Origin of the sequence: Bordetella petrii, from assembly GCF_017356245.1 — a bacterium.
GTDB classification, from domain to species: domain Bacteria; phylum Pseudomonadota; class Gammaproteobacteria; order Burkholderiales; family Burkholderiaceae_B; genus Bordetella_A; species Bordetella_A petrii_D.
In genome coordinates this window covers 2588392-2614820 of record NZ_JAFMZZ010000001.1, presented here as the reverse complement: position 1 = coordinate 2614820, position 26429 = coordinate 2588392, and the positions used below count along the sequence as shown (strand labels likewise).

The 26429-nt window shown below is 69.1% G+C and carries 27 protein-coding genes and 3 tRNA genes; 14 read left to right on the top strand and 16 right to left on the bottom strand.

Annotated elements, in window-relative coordinates; translation table 11 throughout:
• Positions 1-16: 16 nt before the first annotated feature.
• Genes hpnE through hpnC form a run of 3 tightly spaced genes read right to left on the bottom strand, consistent with a single transcriptional unit; the run spans position 17 to position 3070 of the window.
• Positions 17-1342 (bottom strand): hydroxysqualene dehydroxylase HpnE, encoded by a 1326-nt coding sequence (hpnE, locus tag J2P76_RS12595; RefSeq protein WP_207407944.1) that lies wholly within the window; start codon positions 1340-1342, stop codon positions 17-19.
• On the bottom strand, positions 1339-2202 hold the full coding sequence (gene hpnD, locus J2P76_RS12590) for a presqualene diphosphate synthase HpnD (RefSeq protein WP_207407933.1): 864 nt from the start codon (positions 2200-2202) through the stop codon (positions 1339-1341). The genes hpnE and hpnD overlap by 4 nt, the downstream gene beginning before the upstream one ends.
• 43 nt (positions 2203-2245) lie before the next feature.
• On the bottom strand, positions 2246-3070 hold the full coding sequence (gene hpnC, locus J2P76_RS12585) for a squalene synthase HpnC (protein WP_207407926.1): 825 nt from the start codon (positions 3068-3070) through the stop codon (positions 2246-2248).
• A gap of 126 nt (positions 3071-3196) precedes the next feature.
• On the opposite strand from hpnC, the gene alr reads away from it, so the two are divergent.
• Together alr and J2P76_RS12575 are read left to right on the top strand one after the other, a co-directional pair.
• A complete protein-coding gene (gene alr / locus J2P76_RS12580) occupies positions 3197-4327 on the top strand; it encodes an alanine racemase (protein ID WP_207407924.1) in 1131 nt (376 codons plus the stop codon).
• A gap of 21 nt (positions 4328-4348) precedes the next feature.
• Positions 4349-5065: an SDR family oxidoreductase gene (locus J2P76_RS12575; RefSeq protein ID WP_207407922.1), complete on the top strand. Its 717-nt coding sequence runs from the start codon at positions 4349-4351 to the stop codon at positions 5063-5065.
• 16 nt (positions 5066-5081) lie between these two features.
• Here the strand turns inward: J2P76_RS12575 and J2P76_RS12570 are convergent, their stop codons facing one another.
• Genes J2P76_RS12570 through J2P76_RS12560 form a run of 3 tightly spaced genes read right to left on the bottom strand, consistent with a single transcriptional unit; the run spans position 5082 to position 8097 of the window.
• Positions 5082-5735 (bottom strand): hypothetical protein, encoded by a 654-nt coding sequence (locus J2P76_RS12570; protein ID WP_207407919.1) that lies wholly within the window; start codon positions 5733-5735, stop codon positions 5082-5084.
• Positions 5732-6370, bottom strand: a complete 639-nt coding sequence (locus J2P76_RS12565; protein ID WP_242697363.1) for an RNA polymerase sigma factor — start codon at positions 6368-6370, stop codon at positions 5732-5734. Before J2P76_RS12565 ends, J2P76_RS12570 begins: the two co-directional genes overlap by 4 nt.
• Positions 6367-8097 carry a vWA domain-containing protein gene (locus tag J2P76_RS12560; RefSeq protein WP_207407917.1) on the bottom strand — a complete coding sequence of 577 codons (1731 nt, stop codon included), beginning with the start codon at positions 8095-8097 and terminating at the stop codon, positions 6367-6369. Before J2P76_RS12560 ends, J2P76_RS12565 begins: the two co-directional genes overlap by 4 nt.
• A 153-nt stretch (positions 8098-8250) precedes the next feature.
• On the opposite strand from J2P76_RS12560, the gene radA reads away from it, so the two are divergent.
• From radA to J2P76_RS12545, 3 genes are all read left to right on the top strand, one after another.
• Positions 8251-9612, top strand: a complete 1362-nt coding sequence (gene radA, locus J2P76_RS12555) for a DNA repair protein RadA (protein WP_207407915.1) — start codon at positions 8251-8253, stop codon at positions 9610-9612.
• A 63-nt stretch (positions 9613-9675) separates the two neighbouring features.
• Positions 9676-10458: a sulfite exporter TauE/SafE family protein gene (locus tag J2P76_RS12550; protein ID WP_207407913.1), complete on the top strand. Its 783-nt coding sequence runs from the start codon at positions 9676-9678 to the stop codon at positions 10456-10458.
• Between the two features lie 187 nt (positions 10459-10645).
• Entirely contained in the window at positions 10646-10879 is a 234-nt protein-coding gene (locus J2P76_RS12545; protein WP_207409261.1) for a hypothetical protein, read from the top strand.
• Here J2P76_RS12545 and J2P76_RS12540 read toward each other — a convergent pair.
• The 6 genes from J2P76_RS12540 to radC all read right to left on the bottom strand — a co-directional run bounded on the left by J2P76_RS12540 (position 10858) and on the right by radC (position 16862).
• Entirely contained in the window at positions 10858-12267 is a 1410-nt protein-coding gene (locus tag J2P76_RS12540; protein ID WP_207407912.1) for an MATE family efflux transporter, read from the bottom strand. The genes J2P76_RS12545 and J2P76_RS12540 overlap by 22 nt on opposite strands.
• Positions 12264-13994 carry a glycosyltransferase gene (locus J2P76_RS12535; RefSeq protein ID WP_207407910.1) on the bottom strand — a complete coding sequence of 577 codons (1731 nt, stop codon included), beginning with the start codon at positions 13992-13994 and terminating at the stop codon, positions 12264-12266. Before J2P76_RS12535 ends, J2P76_RS12540 begins: the two co-directional genes overlap by 4 nt.
• A 120-nt stretch (positions 13995-14114) precedes the next feature.
• The gene (locus tag J2P76_RS12530) at positions 14115-14381 is read right to left on the bottom strand and encodes a type B 50S ribosomal protein L31 (RefSeq protein ID WP_207407908.1); all 267 of its coding nucleotides are present in this window, start codon (positions 14379-14381) and stop codon (positions 14115-14117) included.
• A 182-nt stretch (positions 14382-14563) separates the two neighbouring features.
• Positions 14564-15412 carry a tryptophan 2,3-dioxygenase gene (gene kynA / locus J2P76_RS12525; protein WP_207407898.1) on the bottom strand — a complete coding sequence of 283 codons (849 nt, stop codon included), beginning with the start codon at positions 15410-15412 and terminating at the stop codon, positions 14564-14566.
• 58 nt (positions 15413-15470) lie between these two features.
• Positions 15471-16100 (bottom strand): arylformamidase, encoded by a 630-nt coding sequence (gene kynB, locus J2P76_RS12520; RefSeq protein ID WP_207409197.1) that lies wholly within the window; start codon positions 16098-16100, stop codon positions 15471-15473.
• An 84-nt stretch (positions 16101-16184) separates the two neighbouring features.
• Positions 16185-16862 carry a RadC family protein gene (radC, locus tag J2P76_RS12515; protein WP_207407888.1) on the bottom strand — a complete coding sequence of 226 codons (678 nt, stop codon included), beginning with the start codon at positions 16860-16862 and terminating at the stop codon, positions 16185-16187.
• A gap of 184 nt (positions 16863-17046) precedes the next feature.
• Here radC and J2P76_RS12510 point away from each other — a divergent pair, with 184 nt between their 5' ends.
• The 3 genes from J2P76_RS12510 to maiA are packed head-to-tail and all read left to right on the top strand — an operon-like array spanning position 17047 to position 19174.
• On the top strand, positions 17047-17523 hold the full coding sequence (locus J2P76_RS12510) for an FKBP-type peptidyl-prolyl cis-trans isomerase (protein ID WP_242697362.1): 477 nt from the start codon (positions 17047-17049) through the stop codon (positions 17521-17523).
• Positions 17523-18503, top strand: a complete 981-nt coding sequence (gene ispH / locus J2P76_RS12505) for a 4-hydroxy-3-methylbut-2-enyl diphosphate reductase (protein ID WP_207407886.1) — start codon at positions 17523-17525, stop codon at positions 18501-18503. The genes J2P76_RS12510 and ispH overlap by 1 nt, the downstream gene beginning before the upstream one ends.
• Positions 18504-18529: 26 nt before the next feature.
• The gene (gene maiA / locus J2P76_RS12500) at positions 18530-19174 is read left to right on the top strand and encodes a maleylacetoacetate isomerase (protein WP_207407884.1); all 645 of its coding nucleotides are present in this window, start codon (positions 18530-18532) and stop codon (positions 19172-19174) included.
• A 64-nt stretch (positions 19175-19238) separates the two neighbouring features.
• Here maiA and J2P76_RS12495 read toward each other — a convergent pair.
• Positions 19239-19314, bottom strand: a tRNA-Thr gene (locus J2P76_RS12495).
• Positions 19315-19497: 183 nt separating this feature from the next.
• Positions 19498-19573: transfer RNA gene (locus J2P76_RS12490), tRNA-Asn, on the bottom strand.
• A gap of 67 nt (positions 19574-19640) precedes the next feature.
• Between J2P76_RS12490 and J2P76_RS12485 the strand changes: the two genes are divergently transcribed.
• Together J2P76_RS12485 and J2P76_RS12480 are read left to right on the top strand one after the other, a co-directional pair.
• Positions 19641-20036 (top strand): hypothetical protein, encoded by a 396-nt coding sequence (locus tag J2P76_RS12485; RefSeq protein WP_207407882.1) that lies wholly within the window; start codon positions 19641-19643, stop codon positions 20034-20036.
• The gene (locus J2P76_RS12480; protein ID WP_207407880.1) at positions 20033-20269 is read left to right on the top strand and encodes a hypothetical protein; all 237 of its coding nucleotides are present in this window, start codon (positions 20033-20035) and stop codon (positions 20267-20269) included. Before J2P76_RS12485 ends, J2P76_RS12480 begins: the two co-directional genes overlap by 4 nt.
• On the opposite strand, the gene J2P76_RS12475 is transcribed toward J2P76_RS12480, so the two are convergent.
• Positions 20270-20605, bottom strand: a complete 336-nt coding sequence (locus tag J2P76_RS12475) for a cupin domain-containing protein (RefSeq protein WP_207407878.1) — start codon at positions 20603-20605, stop codon at positions 20270-20272.
• A gap of 91 nt (positions 20606-20696) precedes the next feature.
• On the opposite strand from J2P76_RS12475, the gene J2P76_RS12470 reads away from it, so the two are divergent.
• Both J2P76_RS12470 and J2P76_RS12465 read left to right on the top strand, forming a co-directional pair.
• On the top strand, positions 20697-21722 hold the full coding sequence (locus tag J2P76_RS12470) for a CobW family GTP-binding protein (RefSeq protein WP_207407876.1): 1026 nt from the start codon (positions 20697-20699) through the stop codon (positions 21720-21722).
• A gap of 75 nt (positions 21723-21797) precedes the next feature.
• On the top strand, positions 21798-22700 hold the full coding sequence (locus J2P76_RS12465) for a LysR family transcriptional regulator (protein ID WP_207407874.1): 903 nt from the start codon (positions 21798-21800) through the stop codon (positions 22698-22700).
• A gap of 719 nt (positions 22701-23419) precedes the next feature.
• On the opposite strand, the gene J2P76_RS12460 is transcribed toward J2P76_RS12465, so the two are convergent.
• A tRNA-Met gene (locus J2P76_RS12460) sits at positions 23420-23496 on the bottom strand.
• Between the two features lie 71 nt (positions 23497-23567).
• On the opposite strand from J2P76_RS12460, the gene scpB reads away from it, so the two are divergent.
• On the top strand, positions 23568-24554 hold the full coding sequence (gene scpB, locus J2P76_RS12455) for an SMC-Scp complex subunit ScpB (protein WP_207407872.1): 987 nt from the start codon (positions 23568-23570) through the stop codon (positions 24552-24554).
• 35 nt (positions 24555-24589) lie between these two features.
• Positions 24590-26362 carry a 23S rRNA pseudouridine(2605) synthase RluB gene (rluB, locus tag J2P76_RS12450; RefSeq protein ID WP_242697361.1) on the top strand — a complete coding sequence of 591 codons (1773 nt, stop codon included), beginning with the start codon at positions 24590-24592 and terminating at the stop codon, positions 26360-26362.
• Positions 26363-26429: the final 67 nt, after the last annotated feature.

Below are 26429 nucleotides of genomic sequence, written 5' to 3'. Positions count from 1 at the left end.
CGCGGCACGCGGGGCTTTATCGGCCCTGGCGCGCCAGCAGCACGCGCGCGGCCTGCAGGCCGCTGCGCACCGCGCCTTCCAGCACGCCCGGATAACCCGTATCGGTCCAGTCGCCGGCCAGCGCCAGGGTGGCCCACGGCGTGGTGTTCAGGGGCCGTACCAGTCCCGGCACGGCGGCGAACGTGGCGCGCTTTTCGATGAACAGTTCCGCGGCCTGCACCGCGGGCATGGGCGGCAGCCGCGCCGGATGGCGCGCCGCCTGCACGGCCACCTGGGCAGTCAGCGCGGCAATGGCCGCGGCGCGGTCGGTCTCGGCCAGGCCGCGCGCGGCGCTGGTCACGACCGCCAGCTCGCCGCCGGGGCCGCGGCCGGTCAGCCGCGAACGGTCGAATACCCAATGGCCCACGTGGCCGCGCGCCGCGTCTTCGCGCAGCAGCATCATGGGTTCGGGCAGGGGCCAGGGGGCCGCCAGGCGCAGGTTCAGCGTGCCGATGGGCAGGTAGTCGAATGCCTGCAGGGCTTTCAGCAGGCCGGGCGTGCCGGCTTCGCGCAGGGCGTTGCCCAGCAGGCGGGCGGCCACCGAGGGCGGCACCGCCAGCACCGCGGCGTCGAAGCGTTCACGGTTCACGTCCACGCCGCGGGCCGAGGGCACCAGCTGCCGCACGGTATCGCCGTAGCGCATGTTGGCCCGCAGGGCCACGGCGTCGGGCCACAGTGCCGACAGGTCGACGCAGGGCAGCAGCAGGTCGCTGTCGTGGCGGCTGCCGGCCAGGCTGTCGCGCAGGATGCGCGCGTACAGCACGGCGCCGGCCTCGGCCGGCGGCGTGTTCAGGGCGGCCAGGCACAGCGGTTCCCATACCAGGCGGACCAGCGTATCGGGCTGCCGGTAGTGGGCCAGCAATTGCGACACGGTCCAGTCGCGCGGCGGCAACCACCCGCTGTTCTTCAGCCCCCGCATCATGCGCAGGGCATCCATGCGTTCGCGCCAGGTCAGCCCGCGCGCGGTCGCCAGCGCCGCCAGGGCGTGCCAGGGAGCGGGTAGGGCGGGCGCGGACAGGTGAAAGCTGCCGTCCAGGCTGGCCAGCCGCAGCGATCGCCGCATCAGCAGCGCGGCCGGATTGCGGCCCACGCGGCGCATCAGGGCCAGGGTCTGGTCGTAGGCACCCAGCAGGATGTGCTGGCCGTTATCGAGCTGCGCGCCGAATTCGGGATGCACCACGCGCCGCGCCCGGCCGCCCGGCGTGCGGCCGGCTTCGAATACCGTGACCTGGGCGTCGGCCTCGCGCAACGCGGCGCAGGCGGCCAGGCCGGCCCAGCCGGCGCCGATGATGGCGACTTTCATCGCGCCAGGCGGCGCACCAGACCGCGGCCGCCGCCCACCCAGGTCTTCCAGGCCAGCCACAGCTTGCGCAGGGGCGTCAGTGAAATGCGTTGATGCAGCACCTGCCAGTTGTCGCGTTCGATCTCGTCGAGCAGGGCGTGATAAATGGCCGCCATCATCAGGCCCGGCCGCTGTGCGCGCCGGTCGGATTCGGGCAGGCTGGCCATGGCCTCGCTGTACAGCTGGCGGGCGCGTTCGGTCTGGAACCGCATCAATGCGGTGAAGCGCTCGGAATACGTGCCGTTCAGGATCTCGGCGGCCTTGACGTCGAAGCGCTGCAGTTCGTCCACGGGCAGGTAGATGCGGCCACGCCGCGCATCGTCGCCGACGTCGCGGATGATGTTGGTCAGCTGAAACGCCAGCCCCAGCTTGCCGGCGTATTCCAGGGTGCGCGGATCGGCATAGCCGAAAACGCCGGCCGACAGTTCGCCCACCACGCCGGCGGCGTGCCAACAGTATTTGCGCAGTCCAGGCCAGTCCAGGTAGCGGGTCTGGTCCAGGTCCATTTCCATGCCGTCGATCACCGCCTGCATGCGGTCGCGCGAAATCCCGCAAGGCTCCACGTGCGGCTGCAGCGCGAGCATTACCGGATGCTCGGCAGGGCCGGCAAACAGCTGGTCGACCTGCGTGCGCCACCAGGCCAGCTTGATGCGCGCCACCGACGGGTCGGAGCATTCGTCGACCACGTCGTCCACTTCGCGGCAGAATGCATACAGCGCGGTGATGGCGCGGCGGCGCTCGGGCGGCAGGAACAGGAACGAATAGTAAAAACTCGAGCCGCTTTTGGCGGCCTTTTCCTGGCAGTAATCGTCAGGCGTCATAAATAAGGTGAGTATTCCTCGGTTTTTCCATCACGCGGCGGGGCTAGATGCCTCGCCACAAGATGATGGGCCAGTCGCGCGCGCGCAGCACCGGGCGGTTCAGGAAGACGTCGTAGCCGTCGCGCTCGATGCGTTCCAGGATCCGCAGCCCGCCCTGCACGACCATGCGCAATTCCAGGCCGATGCGGCCGGGCAGACGGCGCGCCAGTGGAGCGCCAGAGTGTAGCAGCGCCCGCGTGCGGTCGATCTGGAAGGCCATCAGCGCGCGCCATGCCGGGGTCAGCCGGCAGGCGGCCAGGTCGTCTTCGGTGACGCCATGGCGCCGCATGTCGGCGCGCGGCAGGTATATGCGCTGCTTGCGCCAGTCTACCCGCACATCCTGCCAGAAATTGACAAGCTGCAGGCCGGTGCAGATAGCGTCGGCCTCGGCCAGGTTGCCGGGCGTGGCGGCGTCGTACAGATGCAGCATCAGGCGGCCCACCGGGTTGGCCGAGCGGGCGCAGTAATCGAGCAGCGCCGCGTAGTCATCGTAGCGCTTGACCGTCACGTCCTGCTCGAAGGCCGACAGCAGGTCGAAAAAAGGGGCAATGGGCAACTGGTGGCGCGCGATGGTGCGCGCCAGCGGCGCGAAAATGTGGGCCAGCTCGGGCGCGGCGTCGGGCAGGCCGCCCGGCTTGGCGCCGATGCGGTGCAGTTCGGCGCGGAAGGCGGCCAGGCCGGCCAGGCGCTGGGCATCGCTGGCATTGCCTTCGTCGGCAATATCGTCGGCCGCGCGCGCGTAGCGGTAGATATCGGTTACCGGGCCGCGCAGCCGGCGCGGCAGCAGCAGCGAGGCCACCGGGAAATTTTCGTAATGATCGACAGCCATAAACGGTGCGTGCGGCGGCCCCATTGGCCGCAGTGGGGGTATTTTAGTGGCGCTTTTTCCAGGCGCGCGGCGGCATCGCCCGCGCCGGAGCAGATCAGTTAGACTAGGCGCCACAGGATTGCTTCCATGCCACGTCCCATTCACGCTTCGATTTCGCATGCCGCGCTAGGCCACAACCTGGATGTCGTGCGCCGCCATCTCGACCAGGCGGCCCAGGCGGCCGCGGGCACGCCGCCGTCCATCTGGGCGGTCATCAAGGCCAACGCCTACGGCCACGGCATCGAAACCGCCGTGGCGGGCTTTTCGGCCGCGCAGGGGCTGGCCATGCTCGACCTGGCCGAGGCAGTGCGCTGCCGCGAAGCCGGGTGGGGCGGCCCCATCCTGCTGCTCGAAGGTTTCTTCCAGCCGGCCGATCTCGAGCTGGTCGACCGCTACCATCTCAGCGCCACCGTGCACACGCGCGAACAGCTCGACATGCTGGCGCAGGCCCGGCTGTCGCGGCGCGTCGACATCATGCTCAAGCTCAACAGCGGCATGAACCGCCTGGGCTTCAGCCCCGACGCCTACGGCAGCGCGCACGCGCGCGCCCTGCAGCTGCGCGAACAGGGCGTGGTGGGCGCCATCGGCAAAATGACGCACTTCGCCTGCGCCGACGGCACGCCGGGCGTGGCCGAGCAGATGCAGTTGTTCCGGTCCGTCACTCAAGGCCTGGGCGACGGCCCGGTCAGCGTATGCAATTCGGCGGCCACGCTGCGTTATCCCGACATTGCCGTGGGGCACGGCGCGCAGGCGCATTGGGTGCGGCCCGGCATCTGCCTGTACGGCGCGTCGCCGTTTTCCGACACCGACGCCGCCAGCTTCGGCCTGCGGCCCGCCATGTCGCTGCGCTCGCAGATCATCGGCGTGCAAGACCTGTCCATCGGCGCCGAAGTCGGGTACGGCGCAATCTTCCGCGCCGAACGCCCCATGCGGGTCGGCGTGGTGGCCTGCGGGTATGCCGACGGCTACCCGCGCCACGCCGGCACCGGCACGCCCATCGTGGTGGGGGGCGTACGCACTCGCCTGGTGGGGCGCGTGTCCATGGACATGCTCATGGTCGATCTCGACCCGGTCCCGGCCGCGGGCATCGGCACCCCGGTCTCGCTGTGGGGCCAGGATGGCCCTTCGGTCGACGAAGTCGCCCAGGCAGCCGGTACTATCGGCTATGAATTGCTGTGCGCGCTGGCCCCCCGGGTGCCGGTCAAGCGCGACCTCTGATCACTTTTAGCGAGGAATCCCATGAAGGACAAATGCGTGCTGGTAACGGGCGCCACCAAGGGCATCGGCTGGGCGCTGACCCAGAAGCTGACCGACCTCGGCTGTCATGTCGTGGGCATTGCTCGCAATACCGATCACATCGATTTCCCGGGCTACCTGTATGCCTGCGACCTGGCCGACGCCGGCCGCACCGAAGAAGTGCTGCGCGAAATCCGCGAGAAATTCCCGGTCGACGCCATTGTCAACAACGTCGGCGTGGTGCGGCCCCAGCCGCTGGGCGAAATCGACCTGGCCTCTCTCTACAGCGTCATGGACCTGAACGTGCGCGTGGCCGTGCAGGTCACCCAGGCTTTCGTCGAATCCATGAAAGTGCGGCGCACCGGGCGCATCGTCAATGTGTCCAGCCGCGTCATTCACGGCGGGCACGAACGCACCAGCTATTCGGCCGCCAAAAGCGCCCTGATCGGCTGCACCCGCACCTGGGCGCTTGAACTTGCCGAATACGGCGTCACGGTCAATGCCGTGGCACCGGGCCCGATCGAAACCGAACTGTTCCGCGTGGCCCAGCCGGCAGGCAGCGAAGGCGAAAAGCGCGCGCTGGCGTCCATTCCCATGAAGCGCCTGGGCACGCCGGCCGAAGTGGCCGCCGCCATTGCTTTCCTGCTGTCCGACGAGGCCGGCTTCATCACCGGCCAGGTGCTGGGCGTGGACGGCGGCGGCAGCCTGGCAGGCCGCTGAAGCGGCCGCGGAGTAGTTACCGGGCGGGCGGCAGCAGCGCCCGCAGGTCGGGCGGCAAGGCCAGGCCGGGCGCATCGCGCCGCAAATCCTGCAGAGCCTGCAGCGCGGCATCGCGCTGGCCGTCCTGCAGCAGTTCACGGATATGTTCAATGCGCGCATCCGTCTTGGCGAGCGCGGCCGCGCCGGTGTCGGCGCCGGGCGCCGGCACGGCGTCCGCGGCATCGGGCTGGGCACGGTACTGATGCGCGCGCGGCTCTGCCTGCGCCGGCGCGGCCTGTCCGGCCTGTGGGGCCGGCGCGTAGCGGCGCAGCGCGGCCGGCGCTTCGGGCCGGGCCGGTGCCGCGGCGGGTGGCGGCATCGCCTGCGGCGGGCGCGCCAGTTCGGCGTCTACAGGCGGCGCGTCGGCCAGTCCGGCCACGTCCGGATCCTGGAAATCGGTCAGCAGGAACAGGCCCGCGGTCAGCACAATCGAGGCGGCCACGCCCCAGCCGGGATGCCAGAGCCGGCGCTGGCGCTGCACCCGGCGGTCGGCCGCCGCGGCGCGCGCGGCCGCGTCATGCACCGCGGCGTCCAGGTCCGGGCCCGGCTCGGCGCGGGGCAGCGTGCGATACAGGGCGCGCAGGTCCAGATCGTCGTCTTCGTCGTGGGGGGGGCGGGGATGGGCCGTCATGCTTTCAGGGCCTCACGGATGCGCTGCGTGGCATAGCGCAGGCGCGATTTCACGGTTTCGCGCGGCGCGCCGGTGACGTCGGCGATTTCTTCCAGGCTCAGGTCGTGTTCCAGCCGCAGCAGTATGGCATGGCGCTGTTCGTGCGGCAGGCTTTCGATGGCAAGCTGCAGGCGCCGCCGGGTCTGGAAATCCGACAACTGCTGCTCGGGCTGCTCGTGCTCGGCCGCCGCCAGGGTTGCCAGCGCGGCTTCGGTTTCCTGCGGGCCGGCCTGCGAAGGCTGGCGCCGGTAGGTGTCGATGATCAGATTATGAGCGATCTGCAGCAGCCAGGTGGTGAATTTGGCGCGCGGCTGCCAGCGGGCGCGGGCATCGATCACGCGGCTCCAGGTTTCCTGGAAAATGTCGTCGGCCTGGTGCGCGTTGCGGGTGCTGCGCAGAATATAGCGGTACAGGCCGGCGCGGTGGCGCGCGTACAAGGCGTCGAACGCCGCCAGGTTGCCGGCGCCGTAGGCCTGCATCAGGGTTTCGTCATCGGCACCCGGGATGTCCATGGCGGCCGAGTGTATCCGTTCGGCCGCGCTTGCGCATCCGCCGGGCGCCAGCACGGCGCCCGGCACGGGCGCGGCCAGGCTCATGGCGCGGCGGGCGTGCCCAGGCCGGCGGCCATTTCCACCAGGGCCGCCAGCTCGGCGTTCAGGCCCTGCGCATCCTGGCCGCGCGCGCCGCGCGCCAGGGCGCTGATCTGGGCCGGCGTATAGCCGTCCAGGTATTTGCCGCCGCGCAGCCACTGCGCAAAGGCCGCGGCCGCCGCCGCGCGCCGCATGCCATCCGAGCCGGCCGCCGGCGCGTCCACCCGCGTTACCGGCTGCTCTACCAGCTTGCTGCCGGTGGCGCCGGGCAGCTTGTAGCGCACCCGCACGAACGCCAGCTCGCCGTCGGGCTCGGCCGCCGCGGCGGGCTGGCCATAGCGCAGCGGGTCCAGCCGTGCGCCGGCGGCGCCTACCGGGGTGATCTCGTACAGCGCCGTCACGTTCGCGCCCGCGCCGATCTCGCCGGCATCGACGCGGTCGTTGTTGAAATCCTCGCGCGCCAGGGCGCGCTTCTCGTAGCCGATCAGGCGGTACTCGGCCACCACGGCGGGGTTGAACTCAACCTGTATTTTCACGTCGCGGGCAATGGTCAGCAGGGTGGAAGACATTTGCGCGGCCAGCACCTTGCGCGCCTCGCGCAGGCTGTCCAGGTAGTGGTAGCTGCCGTTGCCCGCATCGGCCAGCTGCACGGCCAGCGCGTCGTTGAAATTGCCGCCGCCCACCCCCAGCGTGGTCAGCGCAATGCCGCCCTGGCGCTGGCGGGCGATCTTGTCCTTCAGGTCGTCCAGGTCGGTGGCGCCCACGTTGAAATCGCCGTCGCTGGCCAGCAGGATGCGATTCACGCCGCCTTTCACAAAGCCCTTGGCGGCCTGCGCGTAGGCCAGGTCCAGGCCGGCGCCGCCATTGGTCGAACCCGCGGCGCGCAATTCGTCGATGGCGGCGTTGATGCGCGCCTTCTGGTCCCCGGGGGTCGAGTCCAGTGTCATCGACGCCTGGCCGGCATAGGTGACGATGGCCACCCGGTCTTGCGGCCGCAATTGCGCCACCAGCTGCTTCAACGCGCCTTTGATCAGCGGCAGCTTGTCGCGGTCGGCCATCGAACCGGAGGTGTCCACCAGGAACACCAGATTGGCCGCGGGAATGTCCTGCGGCGCCACCCGGTAGCCCTGGATGCCGATCTTCAGCAGCTGGCGCGCCGGGTTCCACGGCGCGGCGGACAGCTCGGTGACAATGCTGAACGGCCGTTCCCGTGAATCGGGCGCGGCATAGCCGTAGTCGAAATAATTGATGAACTCTTCCGCGCGCACGGCGCCGGCCGGCGGCAAGCGGCCTTCGTTCAACAGGCGGCGCACGTTGGTGTACGAGCCCGTGTCGACATCCACGCCGAAGGTCGAGACCGGCTGCTCTTGCGCGGCCGTCACCGGGTTGTCGCGGTAACGCGCGTAGTTGTCGCGCTCTTCGGCTTGCGGCGGCGCATAGTAGCCAGACGGCGCCGGCAGCGAGGCGGCGGCCGGCTGCGCCACGTAGGTCTGGGGCGCATATTGCCGGCGCACCGCGGGGCCGGCATGCGCCTTGGAGGCGGCCGCATCGGCCTCGGCGGCCGGGCGGGCCGGGGGCGGCGGCACGATGCCGGTATTGCTGGCGGCGCCGGCTGCGGATGCGGCCTTGGCGGCGTCCGCCGGGTTGTCGTGCGGCGGCGGCGAGCATGCCGCCAGCAGGGCGGCGGCCAGGGCGGTGCAGATCAGGCGGGCCGGGCGTTTGTTCGGGTTCATGGTGCGGGTCCTTGTCTGGGGATCGTTCCGGTTAAACGCGCCGCCGCGCAAAACGGGGTTGAAATCGGCCGGCGGTTTTGCAAGAAAACGTATCCGCGCCCCAACGGCGCGCACCGTCCGCGGCCGCTTGCCCATTGCCGGTAAACTTGCGCCATGGCCAAGCCCCGAACCGTCTATGTCTGCGCCGAATGCGGCGGCACCAGTCCCAAATGGCAGGGCAAATGCCCGCATTGCGCCGCCTGGAACACCCTGGAAGAAACCGTTGACTCCGCCAGCCCGGCCGCCGCCGCGCACCGCTATGCGCCGCTGGCCAGTTCCAGCCCGGTGCGCAGCCTGGCCGATATCGAAGCCCGTGAAACGCCGCGCCAGCCCACCGGGCTCGACGAGTTCGACCGCGTGCTGGGCGGCGGCCTGGTGGCGGGGGCGGTGGTGCTCATCGGCGGCGATCCCGGCATCGGCAAGTCCACACTATTGCTGCAGGCCCTGGCCACCATGTCGGCCCACAGCCGCGTGCTGTATGTCACCGGCGAGGAATCCGCCGAACAAGTCGCGTTGCGCGCCCGCCGCCTGGGCCTGCAGACCGGCAGCGTGAACCTGCTGGCCGAGATCCGCCTGGAAGCCATCCAGGCGGCCGTGTCCGAGCAGCAGCCGGCGGTGGCGGTCATCGATTCCATCCAGACGCTGTACAGCAGCGAACTCACCGCGGCGCCCGGCTCGGTCTCGCAGGTGCGCGAATGCGCGGCCCAGCTCACGCGGCTGGCCAAGCAGACCGGCATCGCCATTGTGATGATCGGCCATGTCACCAAAGACGGCGCGCTGGCCGGGCCGCGCGTGCTCGAGCATATCGTCGACACGGTGCTGTATTTCGAGGGCGACACCCATTCGTCGTTCCGCCTGGTGCGGGCGTTCAAGAACCGTTTCGGCGCCGTCAACGAACTGGGCGTGTTCGCCATGACCGACCGCGGCCTGCGCGGCGTGGCCAATCCGTCGGCGCTGTTCCTGTCCCAGCACGACCAGCAAGTATCGGGGTCGTGCGTCATGGCCACGCAAGAGGGCACGCGCCCGCTGCTGGTCGAGATCCAGGCGCTGGTCGACAGCTCGCACGCGCCCAATCCCAAACGCCTGACGGTGGGCCTGGAAGGCAACCGGCTGGCCATGCTGCTGGCGGTGCTGCACCGGCACGCCGGAGTGTCCACCTACGACCAGGATGTCTTCGTCAACGCGGTGGGCGGGGTGCGCATTACCGAACCGGCCGCCGACCTGCCGGTATTGCTGGCCATCATGTCGTCGCTGCGCGACCGGCCCCTGCCGCGCGGGCTGATCGCGTTCGGCGAAGTCGGGCTGGCCGGCGAGATCCGCCCGGCGCCGCGCGGGCAGGAGCGCTTGCGCGAAGCCGCCAAGCTGGGTTTCAGCACGGCGCTCATCCCCAAGGCCAACGCCCCGCGCCAGCCCATCGAGGGGCTGGAGATCTGGGCGGTCGACCGCCTGGATGCCGCCCTGGACAAGCTGCGATGAGCGGCGCCAGGAACCCCCGGGCACCTGTTTTCAGAACATGAGCATCATCAAGGAGCATCAGGCATGAGCCTGTGGATCGTCACGGGCATCTGCCTGGTTTGCGGTGCGTTGATCGGATTCCTGGGCGGGGTGCTGGGCATCGGCGGCGGCCTGATCGCCATTCCCGCGCTGGTGCTGCTGATGGACATGTCGCAGCAGCTGGCCCAGGGCACGGCGCTGATCATGGTGCTGCCCACTATTGTCATGGCGGTGCGCAAGTACAACCAGCAAACCCGCATCGACCGCCCGGCGGCCATCGCGGGCGCCATCGGTGCCGTGCTGTTCACCTGGGTGGGCGCGCAATTGGCGCTGGGCATCCCGTCGAGCACGCTGCGCCTGAGCTTCGCGGTGTTCCTGTTTTTCGTGGCGGTGTTCTATGTCTACAAGATCGCGCGCCCGCCACGCCCGGCCGGCGCGGGGCGGGCGCGGCCGGCACGTCCCGCGCCGGCCTTCACGTGCGGGCGCGCCGCCTTGCTGGGCGTGGCCAGCGGCACTCTGGGCGGGTTCTTCGGCGTGGGCGGGGCCATCATGGCGGTGCCCATCCTGACCTCTGTGTTCCGGCTGCCCCAGACCTCGGCCCAGGCGCTGGCGCTGACCATGATCATCCCGGGCTCGACCATCGCCCTGGCCACCTACAGCTGGGCGGGCCAGGCCAATTGGTGGATCGGCCTGCCGCTGGCGGCGGGCAGCCTGCTGTTCGTGCCGGTGGGCGTGCGCGTGGCCTACCGGCTGCCCGAGCGCAAGCTGCGCGCCTGCTTCGCGGCCATGCTGTTCGCGACCGTGCTGCTGCTGATTTTCGAAGCCTGAATCGTCGAGACACCTGCAGCTTAGGTGTCTGACTCCCGCAGGGTGTCAGACACCGGATATTGAGTCACCCGCTCAATCATGACCGTCCGTTAGCGCACGCAAAACTTTCCGGTGCCGGTGAACCTTCCGGGGCGAATGCTTTCCAATAAAACCGGGCATTCTGTCCGGTTTGTTTCAGGAGCACCCCATGACCACACCCGCCCGTATCGCCGCCTTTCTTTCCACGTCGGCGTTGTGCCTGGGCTTGGCCAGCGGCCCGGTTCATGCCGAACAGCGCGAGGCCGACGGCCAGCGCGAAGCGCATACCCTCACGCGCGACCGCGAGCCGGCCGCCCGCGAATCCTCGTCTGGCAGCGCCGAAGCCGCCCGTGCGGCCGAAGGCGTTGTCGCGCAAGCCGGTCAGCGGCCCCGCAAGCGGTAGTCGCGCACAATCTTCCAATACCACGCATGCAGCAGCAGGGTCGACAGCCCCAGGCCGATCATGGCCATCAGCCACATGGTGCCGGCGCCCACGGGTGAGTCCGGAATCACCAGCATGCGCAGCCAGTCCAGCCCGCCGCGGCCGGGGCCGAAACCCAGCCACCAGCCGCCCAGCAGGCCCACGCCGGCCAGCGCCACGATCTGCAGCAGCAGCGGCACCACGGCCACTTTATAGGCGCGCAGCACGTACGAATTGATGCATTGCATCGAATCGCACAAGTGGAACAGCGGGATCATGGCCAGCAGCGCGCCGGCCACCGCCGCCACCCGCGCATCGTCGGTATAGGCCGCCAGGATCAGCGGGCGGCCGGCCAGCAGCGCCGCCGCGGTCAGCAGCGCGCCCAGCAGGCCCAGCGCCATGCCCGCCATGCCGGTGCGCTGCGCCACGCCATACTGGCCCGCGCCGATGGCCTGGGCTGTCAGCGAGGCCGTGGCCACGCCCAGCGCCATCGGCATCATGTAGCACAGGGCAGCCAGGTTCGACATGATCTGGTGGCCGCCGCTGACGTAGGTACCTTCGCGCGCCACCAGCAGGGCCATGAAAGTGAAGGCGGACACTTCCACCAGGTACGAGCCGCCCATCGGCACGCCCAGCCGCAGCAGTTCTTTCTGCACCTGCCATGACGGGCGCCCCAGCCTCAGGCCGAAGCGGCGGAAATAGCGGTCGTGCGTAATGAACCACAGGCCGACCATCAGGCCGGCCCAGAACACGATGGCGGTGGCCAGCCCGGCGCCGGCCGCGCCCAGGGCGGGCAGGCCGAAGTGGCCATAGATCAGCAGCCAGTTGAAAAAAGCCTTGAAACCCACGCCGGCCAGGTTGATGGTCATTACCACCTTGGGACGCGACACCGCGGTGCCCAGCGCGTAGATGGTGCGAAACACCAGCGCGGCCGGCAGCGCCAGCGCCAGGGCGCGCAGATAGCCGGTGACCCGCTCGCGCACTTCCGGAGCCACATCGCCTGACAGCGACAGCCAGACGTCCGGAAACATCATCAGCACCGCGCCCACTACCGCAAGGCCCAGCGCCAGCCACACGCCCTGGCCCCAGGTGCGCCCCACCTCGTCCAGGCGGCCGGCGCCAAAATGCTGGGCCAGGATGGGAATCAGGGCATGCACCACGCCCATCAGGCCCACGAAGATCGTGATGTACACGGACATGGACAGCGACATGGCGGCCAGATCGGCCGCGCTGGCGTGGCCGGTCATGGCGGTGTCGAGCACGCCGAACGCGATGCCGGCCCACTGGCTGACCAGCACCGGCCAGGCCTGCCGGGCGATGCCCAGCATCGCGGCGCCGAAGCCGCGCGCAGAAGGGGCGGGGAGGGTCATTGCGCCGGCTTGATGCGCAGCAGCCGGAAGATCTCGTGCCGGTCGGCGCGGCGGCCGCCGCGCCACAATTCCTGCACGCCTTCGCTATAGGCGGCCTCGCCGTCGCGCAGGCGTTCGCGGGTGGTCTGCTGCAATACCAGGGGGCATTTCGAGTCGTAGCTGAGCGTCAGGTTGTCGAAGATCAACAGCGACGCGCGCTGGCCGCTGCCCACGCTCAGCCCGCGCACGCATTCGCCCGGCTGCCGGTACTGGGCCAGCGCGGCCGCCAGTTCGCCCGACATGACGCGATAGCTGCGCGCGTAATCGACGGCGGGCTGCCAAAGCAGCACCAGCAGTATCCAGGTGGCGGTCAGGCCGCTGGCCGACAGGACCGTGCCGCGCCACAGCGCGGACGGGTGCGAGCGCAGGCGCCACGCCACCAGCACCACCCAGGCCGCGGTAACCAGCACGGCCAGGGCGAACGCCAGCCAGGAAATCACCGGCTCGTAGCCCGAGGTCTGGCGCGCGATGTTGCGGGAAATCTGCGCCGGCCAGCCGAAATGCAGGGCCACCCAGCCCAGCCAGGCGGTGGCGACGGTCAGTGAAAAGCACATGACCGCGAACCAGTCCAGGGTGTTGACCACGCCGCGCCGCAGGGTAGGCAGCGAGAAGGCGGCCAGGATGGAGCAGGGCACCGCCAGCAGGATGAATTCGGAATCGGTGGGCTCTTCCAGGAAGAACAGTTGCGCGGCGGCAAAGACCGCCAGCCCCAGCGGCAGCCAGATATGCGGCGCATACAGCCAGTCGCGCCAGCGCCATACGGCCAGCAGGGCCAGCGGCCAGGTGGGCCACAGGTACCAGGGCAGGTCGCGCAGCGTGCGCGCGGTGTCGGCCAGGTTGGGCCAGTCGAACGAGGCTGCGTTCCAGGTTTTCCAGTTGCTGATCCAGTAGTCGCTGCCCTGGGTGGCGGGTATCCACCAGGCCAGCATCAGCACCGCGGCCACGCCCGCGGCCAGCGGCAGCCAGCGGCGCCGCGCCCACAGCACGCTGCGCGGGTGGAACGCCAGCGCGGCCCCCAGCATGATGGGCAGTGCGCCGACCCAGCCGCGTGTCAGGAAGCTGGCGGCCAGGGCGAAGCCCAGCGTGGCCGCGCCGGTGGCCGGACGGTCGAGCGTGCGCGCCAGCGAATAAAACGCCAGCGCCTGCCATGCCATGATCGCCGGCACGACCGAGGTTTCGTGGGTGCGCTGCAGAATGCCCACCGTGGCCAGCAGCAGCAGCAGCGCGGCGTCGGCCAGCATGCGGCCATAGTCGCGCGCCGCCGGTTCGCCGCCGAACGGCAGGGCCAGCGGCTGGGCCTCGGCGCGCCGGCCCACCAGGTATGTGCCGTACCAGACGCTGACGGTGGTAATGCCGAACCACACCAGATTCGGCAGCCGCCCGGCGGGAATGTCGCCGATCAGCGGCCCGAACAGCCACATGCACAGCGCGCCGGCCCAGGTGATCAGCGGGCCTTCTTCGGCAAACGCCAGTTGCCCCACCTGCGGCAGCAGCCAGGTCACGCCGCCTTCGCGCACCGCCGTGATCATCGTGGCCAGGCCGACCGCATCATCGGTCTTCCAGGGGTCGCGCATGAACAGGCCGGCCAGGATGTAGGCCAGCGACAGCCCCAGCAGCACCAGACGGGGCAATTTGGCGGTGGCCGAGATGGTCAGCCGGGCCGGGGTGGAGCGCGTGGTAGAAGGCACGTGGCTAATGTAACCGAGCAGCGCGGGCCAGGGGCCCTGAAACGGGGAGGGATGGGGCCGGCGCGGAAAAAAAAGCAGCCCGAAGGCTGCTTTTTTGCTGCGCCTCGCCGAGGAGCAAGTTTACGACGCCGATTTGACCGTGCCGGCCGTACGGGCGAAGCGGGCGCGGAATTTTTCAACGCGGCCGGTTTCGACGATGCGGGTCTGGGCGCCCGTGTAGAACGGGTGCGATTCGGACGTGACGTCGCACTTGAACAGCGGGTAGCTCTTGCCGTCGATATCGATGGTTTCGCGCGTGTTGATGGTGGAGCGCGTCACGAACTTGTTGCCCGTTTGCACGTCCATGAACACCACTTCGCGGTATTCGGGGTGAATGCCTTCTTTCATGATGAATTCCGGTTCTTCCGGTCTGGCCGGGGGTTTGCGGGTCGCCAGCCAAACAGATCCGTCTTGCAACGCCGTTGCGGTGGATCTGGCAGCCACGTATCCAGGAAGTAACCCCGCATTCTAGCATGGTTTTACCTTTTTGCCAGGGCCGCCCGCCGGGCAGGCCCCGGCGGCCTCGGGGCCTACAGGTCGGTGCGCAGCGCCCAGATTTCCGGAAACAGCACCACGTCGAGCATCTTGCGCAGGTAGGCGACACCGGACGTGCCGCCGGTGCCGCGCTTGAAGCCGATGATGCGTTCCACCGTCGTCACGTGCCGGAAGCGCCACAGCCGGAAGGCGTCTTCCAGGTCGGTGAGCTTTTCGCCCAGCTGGTACAGGTCCCAGTAGCGCTCCGGCTGGCGGTAGACGGCCAGCCAGGCCGCCTCGACGGCCGGATCGGCCTGGTAGGGCCGGGTCCAGTCGCGGTCCAGGTGGCCGGCCGGCACGTCCAGGCCGTTGCGCGCCAGCAGGCGCAGCGATTCGTCGTACAGCGAGGGCGCCTGGAAGGCGGCCTGTACTGAAGCCAGCAGGTCGGCGCGGTGCGCGTGCGGCTTGAGCATGGCGGCATTCTTGTTGCCCAGCAGGAACTCGATCTGGCGGTACTGGTAGCTCTGGAAGCCGCTGGAGTGCGCCAGGTACGGGCGCAGCGCCGAATACTCGGGCGGCGTCATGGTGGCCAGCACGTCCCAGGCGTGCACCAGTTGCTCCATGATCTTGCTTACGCGCGCCAGCATCTTGAAGGCCGGCGGCAGCCGGTCCTGCGCCACATTGGCGATGGCGGCGCGCAGTTCGTGCAGCATCAGCTTCATCCACAGCTCGCTGGTCTGGTGCTGCACGATGAACAGCATTTCGTTGTGTTCGGGCGACAGCGGATGCTGGGCGCCCAGCAGTTCATCCAGGTGCAGGTAGTCGCCGTAGGTCATGTCCCGGGCGTAATCGAGCTGCGCCTTTTCGTCGCGGACAATGTCTTCGGGGAGTTCGGGGGTATTCATCGACGGTGTGCCTGATAGCGGGTGGCCGCCGCGCAGGCGGCGGCCCGGTTTGGGCGGATCAGCCCAGTTCGCGCAGAACGGCGCGCACCGGGCTGGCATCGGCCTGGGCCAGCGCCAGCGGAAGGGCGATCAGTTCGTAGTCGCCTTCGGCGACGTCATCGAGCAGCAGGTTTTCCAGTACGCGCATGTCGCGCCGCAGGATGACGTGGTGGCTGTCCAGGGTCTTGCTCGATGCGGGGTCGATGCTGGGCGTGTCCAGTCCGATCAGCATGACGCCGCGCTCGGCCAGCCATTCGATGGTGTGCGGCGCGTAGGCGCTGAAATCGTCGGTCCACCAGTCCAGCGCGGCATGCCGGGCGGTGCGCACCAGCACGCGCGGCGGCAGCCCGGCGGCCGCGTGCCGCAGATGTTCGGGCAGGATCAGCGGCCCGCAGTCCAGGGCATGGATGACCCGGCACGGGCCAAGAAAGGGTTCCAGCGGCACCGCGCCGATGGCGGCCGCGCCGTTGCAATAGTGCAGCGGCGCATCGGCATGCGCGCCGATGTGCGGCGACAGGCGGATTTCACTGACATTGACCGGGCATTCCGGCGTCAGCGACCATTTCCAGTGCTGCTGGTACGGCGTGTCGCCCGGAAACACCGGCGACGCGGCCGATACCGGCGGAGAAATATCCCACAGGCGCTTCATGGATAGGGCGGCCGGGCGGCGGTTGGTCGGTTCGGGCATCCAGTCTAACGAAATTGCCGCCGGCCTGCTGACCGGCGCGCGGCGCTACAGCATGCCCAGTTCGGCCATGGACACCACCGTGTCGCCGGCCACGATCAGATGGTCGACCAGCCGGATGTCCACCAGCGCCAGCGCCTGCTTCATGTGGCGGCTGAAATCGCGGTCGGCCTGGCTGGGCTGCGCCGTGCCCGACGGGTGGTTGTGGGCCAGGATCAGGGCCCCCGCATGGTGGCGCAGGGCCTCGCGCACGACTTCGCGCGGGTACACCGAGGCCTGGGCCAGGGTGCCGCGCGCCAGTTCGCCGCTGGCGATCAGGTTGAGCTGGTTGTCCAGGTACAGCGCCAGGCAGTGCTCCACGGCGCGGTGCGCCAGGGCGGTCTTGAAGTAGCGCTTGACGCTACCGGGTTCGGACAGCTTGTGCAGCCGCATCAGTTGCTCTTCGGCCGCGCGGCGCGCCAGTTCCAGAATGGCCGCCAGCGAGCCGGCCTTGGCCGCGCCCAGCCCGGGCAGGGACATCAGTTCCTGGGGCGAAGCGGCGAACAGGCCGCGCAGGCCGCCGTAGCGGTGCAGCAACTGGCTGCCCATATCGATGGCCGTGCGGCCCCGCGTGCCGGTGCGCAGGGCCAGAGCCAACAGCTCGGCGTCGCGCAGGGAGGCCGGGCCGTGGCGCAGCAGGCGTTCGCGGGGGCGTTCATGGGGCGGCAGGTCTTCGGGCAGCGGCATGGGGCGGCGTGGAAATGGCGGGCCATCAACGATGCCGCAGGCGGGTTGCCGGCGGCGCGCCTGTGAATGGTTTTGCCCATATGCAGTTGTACGCAGGGCAGGGGCCGGGCGGGCGCTTCCGCCGGCGCCGGCCAAGACGTTCTAAAATCAGGGGCTACCGCCACTTTTTTTACGGTGAACCATCTTGAGCAGCACCGCCGAACAGGCCGCCACCCCCGTCCGCGCCGATTCCTACCTGACTCTGCACTATCGCATCGCGCTGGCCTCCGGCCCCGCACAGGGCTCGGTCTTCGCCGATACCTTCGACGGCCGTCCCGCCACGCTGCAAATGGGGCAGGGGCAATGGGCGCCCGGCCTCGAAGCCGCGCTGCTGGGCCACACCGAAGGCGAGCACTTCAGCGCCACCCTCGAACCGGCCCAGGCCTATGGCGACCGCAATCCCGAGCTCATCCAGAAAGTCACTCGCGCCATGCTGGCCGAACACGCCGGCGCCGACGCCACCTTCGAGCCCGGCGACCTGGTCGAGTTCACCGCGCCCAACGGGGCGCGCTATTCGGGCGTGCTGAAGCAAATCGAGCCCGAATGGGCCTTGTTCGACTTCAACCATCCTCTGGCGGGCACCACGCTGCGCGTCGATGTCCACCTGCTGGGGGTGCTGTAATGGTTCGTCCGGTTACTGCCGCCGATGCCGAAGTCGTGCTGGCCCAGCCGCGCGGCTTCTGTGCCGGCGTCGACCGGGCCATCGACATCGTCGAGCGCGCCCTCGAGCTGCACGGCGCGCCCATCTATGTGCGCCACGAAATCGTCCACAACCGCTACGTGGTCGAAGACTTGCGCGGCAAGGGCGCCATCTTCATCGACGAGCTCGACCAGGCCCCGGCCGGCGCCATCGTGGTGTTCTCGGCGCATGGCGTGTCCAAGGCGGTGCGGCAAGAAGCCGAGTCCCGCGGGCTGCAGGTCTTCGACGCCACCTGCCCGCTGGTCACCAAGGTGCACATCGAAGTCGCGCGCATGCGCGCCGCCGGCCGCGAAATCATCATGATCGGCCACAAGGGCCATCCCGAAGTCGAAGGCACCCTGGGCCAGGCCCAGGGCGGCATGTACCTGGTCGAAACCGTGGCCGACGTCGCCAGCCTGCAGGTGGCCGACCCGTCCAACCTGGCTTTCGTCACGCAGACCACGTTGTCGGTCGACGATGCCGCCGCCGTATCGGCCGCGCTGCGTTCGCGGTTTCCCGACATTGTCGAACCCAAGAAAAGCGATATCTGCTACGCCACGCAAAACCGCCAGGACGCGGTCAAGATGCTGGCGCCCGATTGCGACCTGGTGCTGGTGGTGGGCAGCCCCAACAGTTCCAATTCCAACCGCCTGCGCGAAGTCGCTGAACGCATCGGCACCGACGCCTACCTGGTCGACGGCGCCGATGCCATCGATCCCGCCTGGCTGGCCGGCCGCCAGCGCATCGGCATCACCGCCGGCGCGTCGGCCCCCGAAGTGCTGGTGCAGCAAGTCGTGCAGCGCCTGAAAGAACTCGGCGCCGTGTCGGTGCGCACCATGCCCGGCCTGGAAGAAAGCGTGGCATTCCCGCTGCCCAAGGGCCTGTCGCGCAAGCCCGCGCCCGGCGCCGGCACGCCGCGCTAAGCATGCCGCCACCCCAAGGAGACCCCATGCAGTTGTACAGCTACTTCCGCAGTTCGGCCGCCTATCGCGTGCGCATCGCCCTGAATCTCAAGGGCATTCCCTACGAATACCTGGGCGTGCACCTGCTGAAAGACGGCGGGCAGCAGCTGTCGGATTCCTACCGTGCGCTCAATCCTGCCGCCCTGGTGCCCACCCTGGTCGATGGCGACGCCATCATCGGCCAATCGCTGGCCATCATCGAATACCTGGACGAAACCCATCCGCAGCCCGCATTGCTGCCGTCCGATCCCGCCGGCCGCGCGCGCGTGCGCGCCATCGCCCAGACCATCGCCTGCGATACCCATCCGCTGAACAACCTGCGCGTGCTCAAGTACCTGAAGCGCACGCTGCAAGTCAGCGACGACGCCAAGAACGACTGGTACCGCCACTGGGTCCATCTGGGCCTGTCCGCGGTGGAATCCATGCTGGCCGATTCGCCCGCCACCGGCCGCTTCTGCCATGGCGACGCGCCCACCCTGGCCGACCTCTGCCTGGTGCCGCAGGTGTACAACGCGCGCCGCTTCGATTGCGATCTTTCCGCCATGCCCACGGTGCTGCGCATCGATGCGGCCTGCCGCGAACTGCAGGCCTTCGACCTGGCCGAACCCGACAAGCAGCCCGACGCGGAATAGGGCGCCCGCCGCCGCTTCGCGCAAAGAAAAAGGGCAGCCCGATGGGCTGCCCTTTTAGTATTTCTGGTGCCGGCAAGAGGAGTCGAACCCCCGACCTTCGCATTACGAATGCGCTGCTCTACCAACTGAGCTATGCCGGCGTGCATGGGCACACAAGGCGCCTTCCGCAGGTGCCGCGCGCCTGAACGCGCCGCGCCGAAAGACCGAGATCATATCAGAGTTTTTCGCCACACGCATATCGCCGCAGCGCGCCTGCGCGTACAGAAAACCCATGCAAAAAGAAAAACCGCCACAAGGGCGGTTTCTTGGTTTCTTCAGCTTTTTGGCTCCCCGAGCTGGGCTCGAACCAGCGACCTGCGGATTAACAGTCCGTCGCTCTACCGACTGAGCTATCGGGGATCTGCTAAAGAAGCGAGATTATGACGCAACTTTTTGGATGATGCAAGTCGGGGCGGGAAATCTTTGATTGGCGCAAGCGCGCTTTGTGGGCGCGGCGCGAACGCCGATCAAAAAAATGCGCCGACAGCACGAAATGCCAAAAGATCCGCCTGCAGGCAAGGCATTCTGGCCAGGCGCCGGGCGTGTGCAACCGGGCCGCGGCGCGGGAGAGCACAGCATGGTCTGGAACTTTTCTATCGTGATGGCGCGGGCTGCCCCTGCGTGCGCATTGGCGGATGCCGATGTCCAGTACACGCCGGACTCGATGCGTGCCCGATTGGCGGCCGCAAAAATAGCGCTGCAGTATCCCGAGCGCGTCGAGCGGCTCGAGAGCGGCCTGGGCTGGCGGATCAAGCCCGTGCCCGATCCGGCGCGCATGGGGTGGGTGCCGGCAGGGCAGCACGCCGGGCAGGGCGCACCATGATCTGGTTTCTGCTCGCGCCGGTCATTGTGCTGCTGGCCTTCGCAGGCCTGGCCATCGCGGCGCTGGCCGGCGCATATCGCCGCGAGTACGAGGGATCCCAGGAGCAGGATCCCGTCCGCATGTGCCGTCCGGCCGGCGCCGGTGGCCGCTGTCCGGCGGCGGCCGGGGCCATTCGCCCGGCAGGCAGTGCTCCACGATATTCCGCCCGGGCGCATCGGCTGCGCTGGCCTTGATCAGGCGCGGTCCAGGAACAGCGTCACCAGTATCGAACAGTCTTGCAAGGCCTTCACCTGGTGTTGCACGCCCGGCGCCAGGTACACCAGCGTGCCGGGTTCCAGCCTCTGCGTCGTGCCGTGCGCGCCGAGTTCGGCCGCGCCTTCCAGGCATTGCAGGGTGATGGCGCTGGCGTCGATGCCGTGCGGGGGCAGCGTCTGCCCCGCCGGCAGCGCCAGGCGCAGTATTTCCAATTGGTCGGATCGCACCAGCGCCCGCGAAGGCGTATCCTTCAGGGCCGGCCCCAGGGGCCGGATGTCGATGAGTTCGCCCGAGCGGGCATGATGCAGCGCCATGGGGTTTCCTTGGTCAGAATCGTGGCCGCGGCAAGGCTGCCCGCCGCAACCATATTACGCTTGACCGCCGCCTTCGCCCGCGGCCTCCGATATGCAGAATTCTTCCGTCCAAGACAGCGGCGCCGACCGGCGCATCGGCGTCGTCGTGCTGACCGGCTTCCTGGGCAGCGGCAAGACCACGCTGCTGAACCGGCTGGTCAAGGATCCAGCCTATGCCGGGGCCGCGGTCATCGTCAACGAGTTCGGCGCGGTGGGCGTCGACCATCATTTGCTGCGGTATGCCGATGCCCGGGTCGTGCTGCTGGAAGGCGGCTGTATCTGCTGCACGGTCAGCGGCGGGCTGGTCGACACCTTGCGGGATCTGTTCATGATGGCGCTGCGGCGGCAGATCAAGCCGTTTCGCCGCGTCCTGATCGAAACCACCGGCCTGGCCACGCCGGCCGCGATTCTGTTCACCCTGCGCCACGAGCATTTCCTGGCCGAGCGCTACGTCCACCAGGGCACGATTACCGTGGTCGATGCCGTGCACGTGGCGGCACAGCTGCGGGCCCAGCCGGAAGCCGCGCGGCAGGTCGCGCAGGCCGACCTCATCGTGTGCGCCAAGTCCGATCTGGTGGCCGCGGGCGCGCTGGCCGGAACCCTGGATGCGGTCGCGCAGGCCAATCCTGGCGCGGCCGTGTGCGTGCAGCGGCAGGATGCGCCGCTCGACAGCCGGCTGCTGATGCGCGACTCCTTGCCGGTTCGCGCGGCGGGCGGGCAGTGGGGCAGCTGGCTGGGCACGCATCGGCGCGCGCCGCCGGGTGAACGCCATGGACCGGTGCAGCAGATGGTGGTCGACCTGCCCGTGCCCATCAGCCGCGCCGTGTTCCTGACCGGCATGGCGCAGGTGCAGGATGCCTATCATCAAGGCTTGCTGCGCATCAAGGGCCTGGTCGGGTTCCAGGGCGAGAGCGTGCCATGCGCCGTCCATGGCGTGCATCGCGACCTGTATCCCCCCGAACCGCTGGCAGCCTGGCCTGACGGCGAGCGGCAGTCGCGCCTGGTGTTCATCCTGCGGGGGCTGGATCCCGCCGCTGTGGCCGAGGCCGTGCGGCGCGCCCTGCGCCAGCCCGCCTGAATCGGCCGGCAAGGGTCGGCGGCCGGCGGGAAATACGGTATAAAACGTGCACTGCTGCCACAGAAAGAGACCGCCATGGACCGCCTGAAAGCCATGCAGGTGTTCGTCGAAGTCGTCGACCGCGGCAGTCTGTCAGCCGCGGCACAGCGGCTGGACATGTCCCGTGCCATGGTGTCGCGCTATCTGGCCGAACTCGAAGAATGGGTGGGCGTGCGCCTTCTGCATCGCACCACCCGCCGCCTGAGCCTGACGCCGGCAGGCGCGGACACGCTGCCGCGCTGCCGCCGCATGCTGGACCTGGTGGGCGACATGCGCGAATCTGTGTCCACGCCCGACACCGAGCCGCGCGGCGAACTACGCATAACCGTCAGCCTGTCGTTCGGCGCGGCCCAGCTCGGCAGTGCCGTGGCCGACTTCGTGGCCCGTTATCCCGGCGCTTCGGTAGACCTGCAACTGGTCGACCGCATTGTCAACCTGGTCGAAGAACGCGTCGACCTGGCGGTGCGCATTACCAATGAACTCGACCCGAACCTGATTGCGCGCAAACTGGCGCCGTGCCGCTCGGCGGTGTGCGCCGCGCCGTCGTACCTGCAGGCGCACGGTTGGCCGGCGCGGCCGGAAGACCTGGCCAGTCACAATTGCCTGACCCACTCGCACTACGGCAAAAGCCTGTGGCGCTTCCAGCGCGACGGCGCCTGGGTGGACGTGCCGGTCAGCGGCAATATCACCGCCAACGACGCCGTGCTGCTGGCCCGCACGGCAGTGCAGGGCAGCGGCATTGCTCTGCTGCCCACCTATCTGGCGGGCCCCGAGCTGGCCGCCGGCCGGCTGGTCGCGCTGCTGCCCGCCACGCCGCCCGAAGAGCTGGGCATCTACGGGGTGTATGCCTCGCGGCGCCAGATGCCCCTGATCCTGCGGGCCATGCTGGATTTCCTGGCCGAGCGTTTCGGCCCGGCTCCCTGGGATACCCGCTCGTGACAACAATGCGCCCATGGATGCGGCGCGATACTTTGTCCTCAGGGGTATTGCGGGTATAATCGTCTCACTGTCTTCATGAAGACCAACGTCGCCCCAACCCGTGCTGCCCAGACAGGCAGCCGTGGTGTCCACGGCACAATGTGCCGCACTACATAGGCTGGGGCGCGGGCAACACCGCAGCGGGTATCGCCGCGGCGGGTTTCCCGGCAGCGGGGGCCGCTACAGCGGCTTCAGGGCTTGCCAGGGGGTTGCCGTGCGAAGTTGGCAGGCCGCCTGTGCGCCGGCCGTTCGTGGGGGCAGCATGGTCGTCCCATACGTCTAAGAATCGTCGGCTCAGCGTTGCCGCGAAGCCAGCCCGGCATGGTCCTGGCTTGGTGCGGTCGCTGCCCCGGGGCAAGGGGTATCCTGCGTCTCCGTCCTGTGTTCCGGTGCCAGGCGGTTCAGGTTCATTTTTAAGCAAATGCCGCCATGGCGGCGCTGCGCACTGATACGCGCGGCATTGTGCGAATACCACGCGCCACGTCCTGGCGCATGCCGCACGGCGCCGCGCCTGCAGGAAAACCGTGAACGCTACGCAAGCCCGTGTCACCGCATGGACCTTCCCGCCCCTTGGGCAGGTTGGCGCGTGCCGCGCCGACGCTGCGGCTGCCGGCGGCGCTTGCGGTGCTGCGGGCGCCGCCCAGCAAAAAGGCCCGGCAGTGTGCCGGGCCTTCGGGTATTGGTTGCGGGGGCAGGATTTGAACCTACGACCTTCGGGTTATGAGCCCGACGAGCTGCCAGACTGCTCCACCCCGCGTCTGAGAAGAAGGATCTTATCCTTTTTTCAGAATTAGCGCAAATTAGCCCCTTTTTACAGACAGAAAATCGATGAACGATAGCGAGGCAACATGCGTGCTGGAAACCGCGCTGCTATGTGCAAGCCAGCCGATGCAACTGGCCGAGATGCGCAAGCTGTTCGGCGATGATGCGGAGTTCGACAACGACAAGCTGCGCACTCTGCTGCAAGACCTGCAGGGCCACTGGACCGAACGGGGCATGGATCTGGTGCAACTGGCTTCCGGCTGGCGCTTCCAGAGCCGTCCGCAAATGCAGCGCTATCTCGAGCGCCTGAACCCGGAAAAACCGCCCAAGTACTCGCGGGCCGTCATGGAAACACTGGCCATCGTGGCCTGGCGCCAGCCCGTCACGCGCGGCGACATCGAAGACATCCGCGGCGTGACGGTGTCTTCCCAGATTGTCAAAACGCTTGAAGACCGGGGCTGGATCGAAACCATCGGCCATCGCGATGCGCCCGGCCGGCCGGCCTTGTTCGGTACCACGCGCCAGTTCCTCGACGACCTGGGGCTGCGCGCGCTGGATGAACTGCCCCCGCTCGACAGCGCGCAGGCCGCGGCCGCCCTGGAAGGCCTGGACCTGGGGGGCTCCGAAGTCACCCTGACGGCCGATGGCGAGGCGGACGTGGCGAATGCGGCCGGCGACGCGGCAGAGGGCGGCGAGCCGGCGGCCGAGGCCGAGGCAGGGCAGGCCCTGGCGATGGAAGCCGAGACAGCGCAAGATGGGGCAGCGCAAGCCGAGACGCTGGAAGTCCAGGCCGACCACATGCCCATCGAGCCCGACATGCCGCCGCCCGCTCCCGACCATATTCCGCAGCCGGATTCGCAGCCCGAAGTCGAACCGGTGGCGCCCGAACCTGAAATTACGCCGGCCGATCCCCAACCCGAGATCGAGCCGCCCACTCCGGAACCCGAGGTCGAGCCCCAGGTGCCCGACCCCGATGTCGAGCCGCCCGCGCCCGAGGTTCCGTCCACCCCCGATGAAGACCTGCCTGCCAAGAGCGGGCTGGCGCAAGCTTGAAATCTGGAGCTGTCTCCGTGACAACGAATACAAAGATGCAAGAAGAAGAATTTCCTGTTCCCGATATTGCGGCCCGTGCCGCTCCCGCCGCACCGGTTGCCGATGAAGCCCTCGGTGCGGCGCCGGCCGCCGAAGCCGCCGCGGGCGAGGCCGCCGAGCCGGGCAATGGCCGCGGCCGCGGCCGCAAGCTGCGCACCCCGTTCCGCCGGCGGCGCGGCGATGCCGCCGCCGGCACCGCCGGTTCGGCAGAAACCGCCGCCGGCGAGCCCGCCGCCGCGGCCGCCGAGCCGGCCGATGCGCGCGGCGCCGAGCGTGAAGCCGAGCAGGCGCTGTCCTACCTGGACCAGGCCGCCCGCAGCGAGCAGCGCCTGGGCAAGTACCTGAACAGCGACGCCGCCATGCCCAAGCTGCACAAGGTGCTGGCCGATGCCGGCATCGGTTCGCGCCGCGAAATGGAAGAGCTGATCACCGCCGGGCGCGTGTCGGTCAATGGCGAGCCGGCCCATATCGGGCAGCGTGTTTCGCCGTCGGACCAGGTGCGCGTCAACGGCAAGCCCGTCGCCCGCCCCAATACCAAGAAGCCGCCGCGGGTCATCCTGTACCACAAGCCGGCCGGCGAAATCGTCAGCCACGACGACCCGGGCGGCCGGGCCAGCGTGTTTGCCCGCCTGCCCAAGCTGCGTACCGGCAAATGGCTGTCGGTGGGGCGCCTGGACCTCAACACCGAAGGGCTGCTGATCTTCACCACGTCGGGCGACATGGCCAACCGCATCATGCACCCGCGCTACGGCACCGAGCGTGAATACGCTGTGCGCGTGCTGGGCGAAATGGACGAGGCCACCCGCAAGTCGCTGGTCGAGGGCATCGAACTCGAAGACGGGCAGGCAGCCTTCGGCGCGCTCGACTACCTGGGCGGCGACGGCAGCAACCGCTGGTACCGCGTCACGCTGCAAGAAGGCCGCAACCGCGAGGTGCGCCGCATGTTCGAATCGGTGGGCGTTACCGTCAGCCGGCTCATCCGCACCCGTTTTGGCGATCTGGTCCTGCCGCGCACGCTGCGGCGCGGCCGCTGGGACGAACTCGATTCGTCCCTGGTCACGGCGCTGATGGTGCAGCTCGGCCTGCTGCGCGACGACGACGATGCGGACGGCGGACGCAACGCCCGTCAGCCGCGCTCGCACGACAGCGCCTTGCCGCCGGGCTTCGGCACCATGGACCGCAATGGCATGAACGGCGCCCGCATCGGCCGCCGCGGCAAGCTGCAGGGCGGCGGCCCGGGCAGTGCCGGGCACGTGGCTTCTTCGCCGTCCGATCCGTTCGGCACCGGGCTGATGTTCAACGGCGGCTATGCCAACGGTCATCCGCTGGGCAAGGATGCCGGGCGGGGCAAGGGCGGCAAGCCGGGCGGCGCCAAAGCCGGCGGCAAGCCGGGTGGTTCCAGGCCGGGTGGTTCCAAGGCGGCCGGCGCCAAGGCCGGCGGCGCAAAACCCGCCAAGAACGCCAAGCCGCGCCGGCCCAAGGCGCAGCCGGCCGTTTCCGGCGGCGCCGCCGCGGCCGCGGCGGGTATGCCCGGCACGGGCGCGCCGCGCAAATCCGGCTCCGGCCGGCCGGGCAAGCCCGGCGCTCCCGGCGCATCTGGCGGCGCGCGCGGCGGTCAGGCGGCGCGCTCCGGCCCCAAATCGCAGGGGGGCAAGTCGCGGTCGCAGCGCAGCGGCCCGCGTGGCGACGATTGGCAGCCCAAGAGCGCCTCGGCCCACGAGTCGCGCCTGGGGTTCCTGGGCGGCAGCCGGGGGCGCGGCGGCCGCTGAGCGGCGCCGCCGGCAGGCGCGCCGCACCGGTCTGGTGCCCTGGCCGTAAACCCGCGACGTAGCAGGC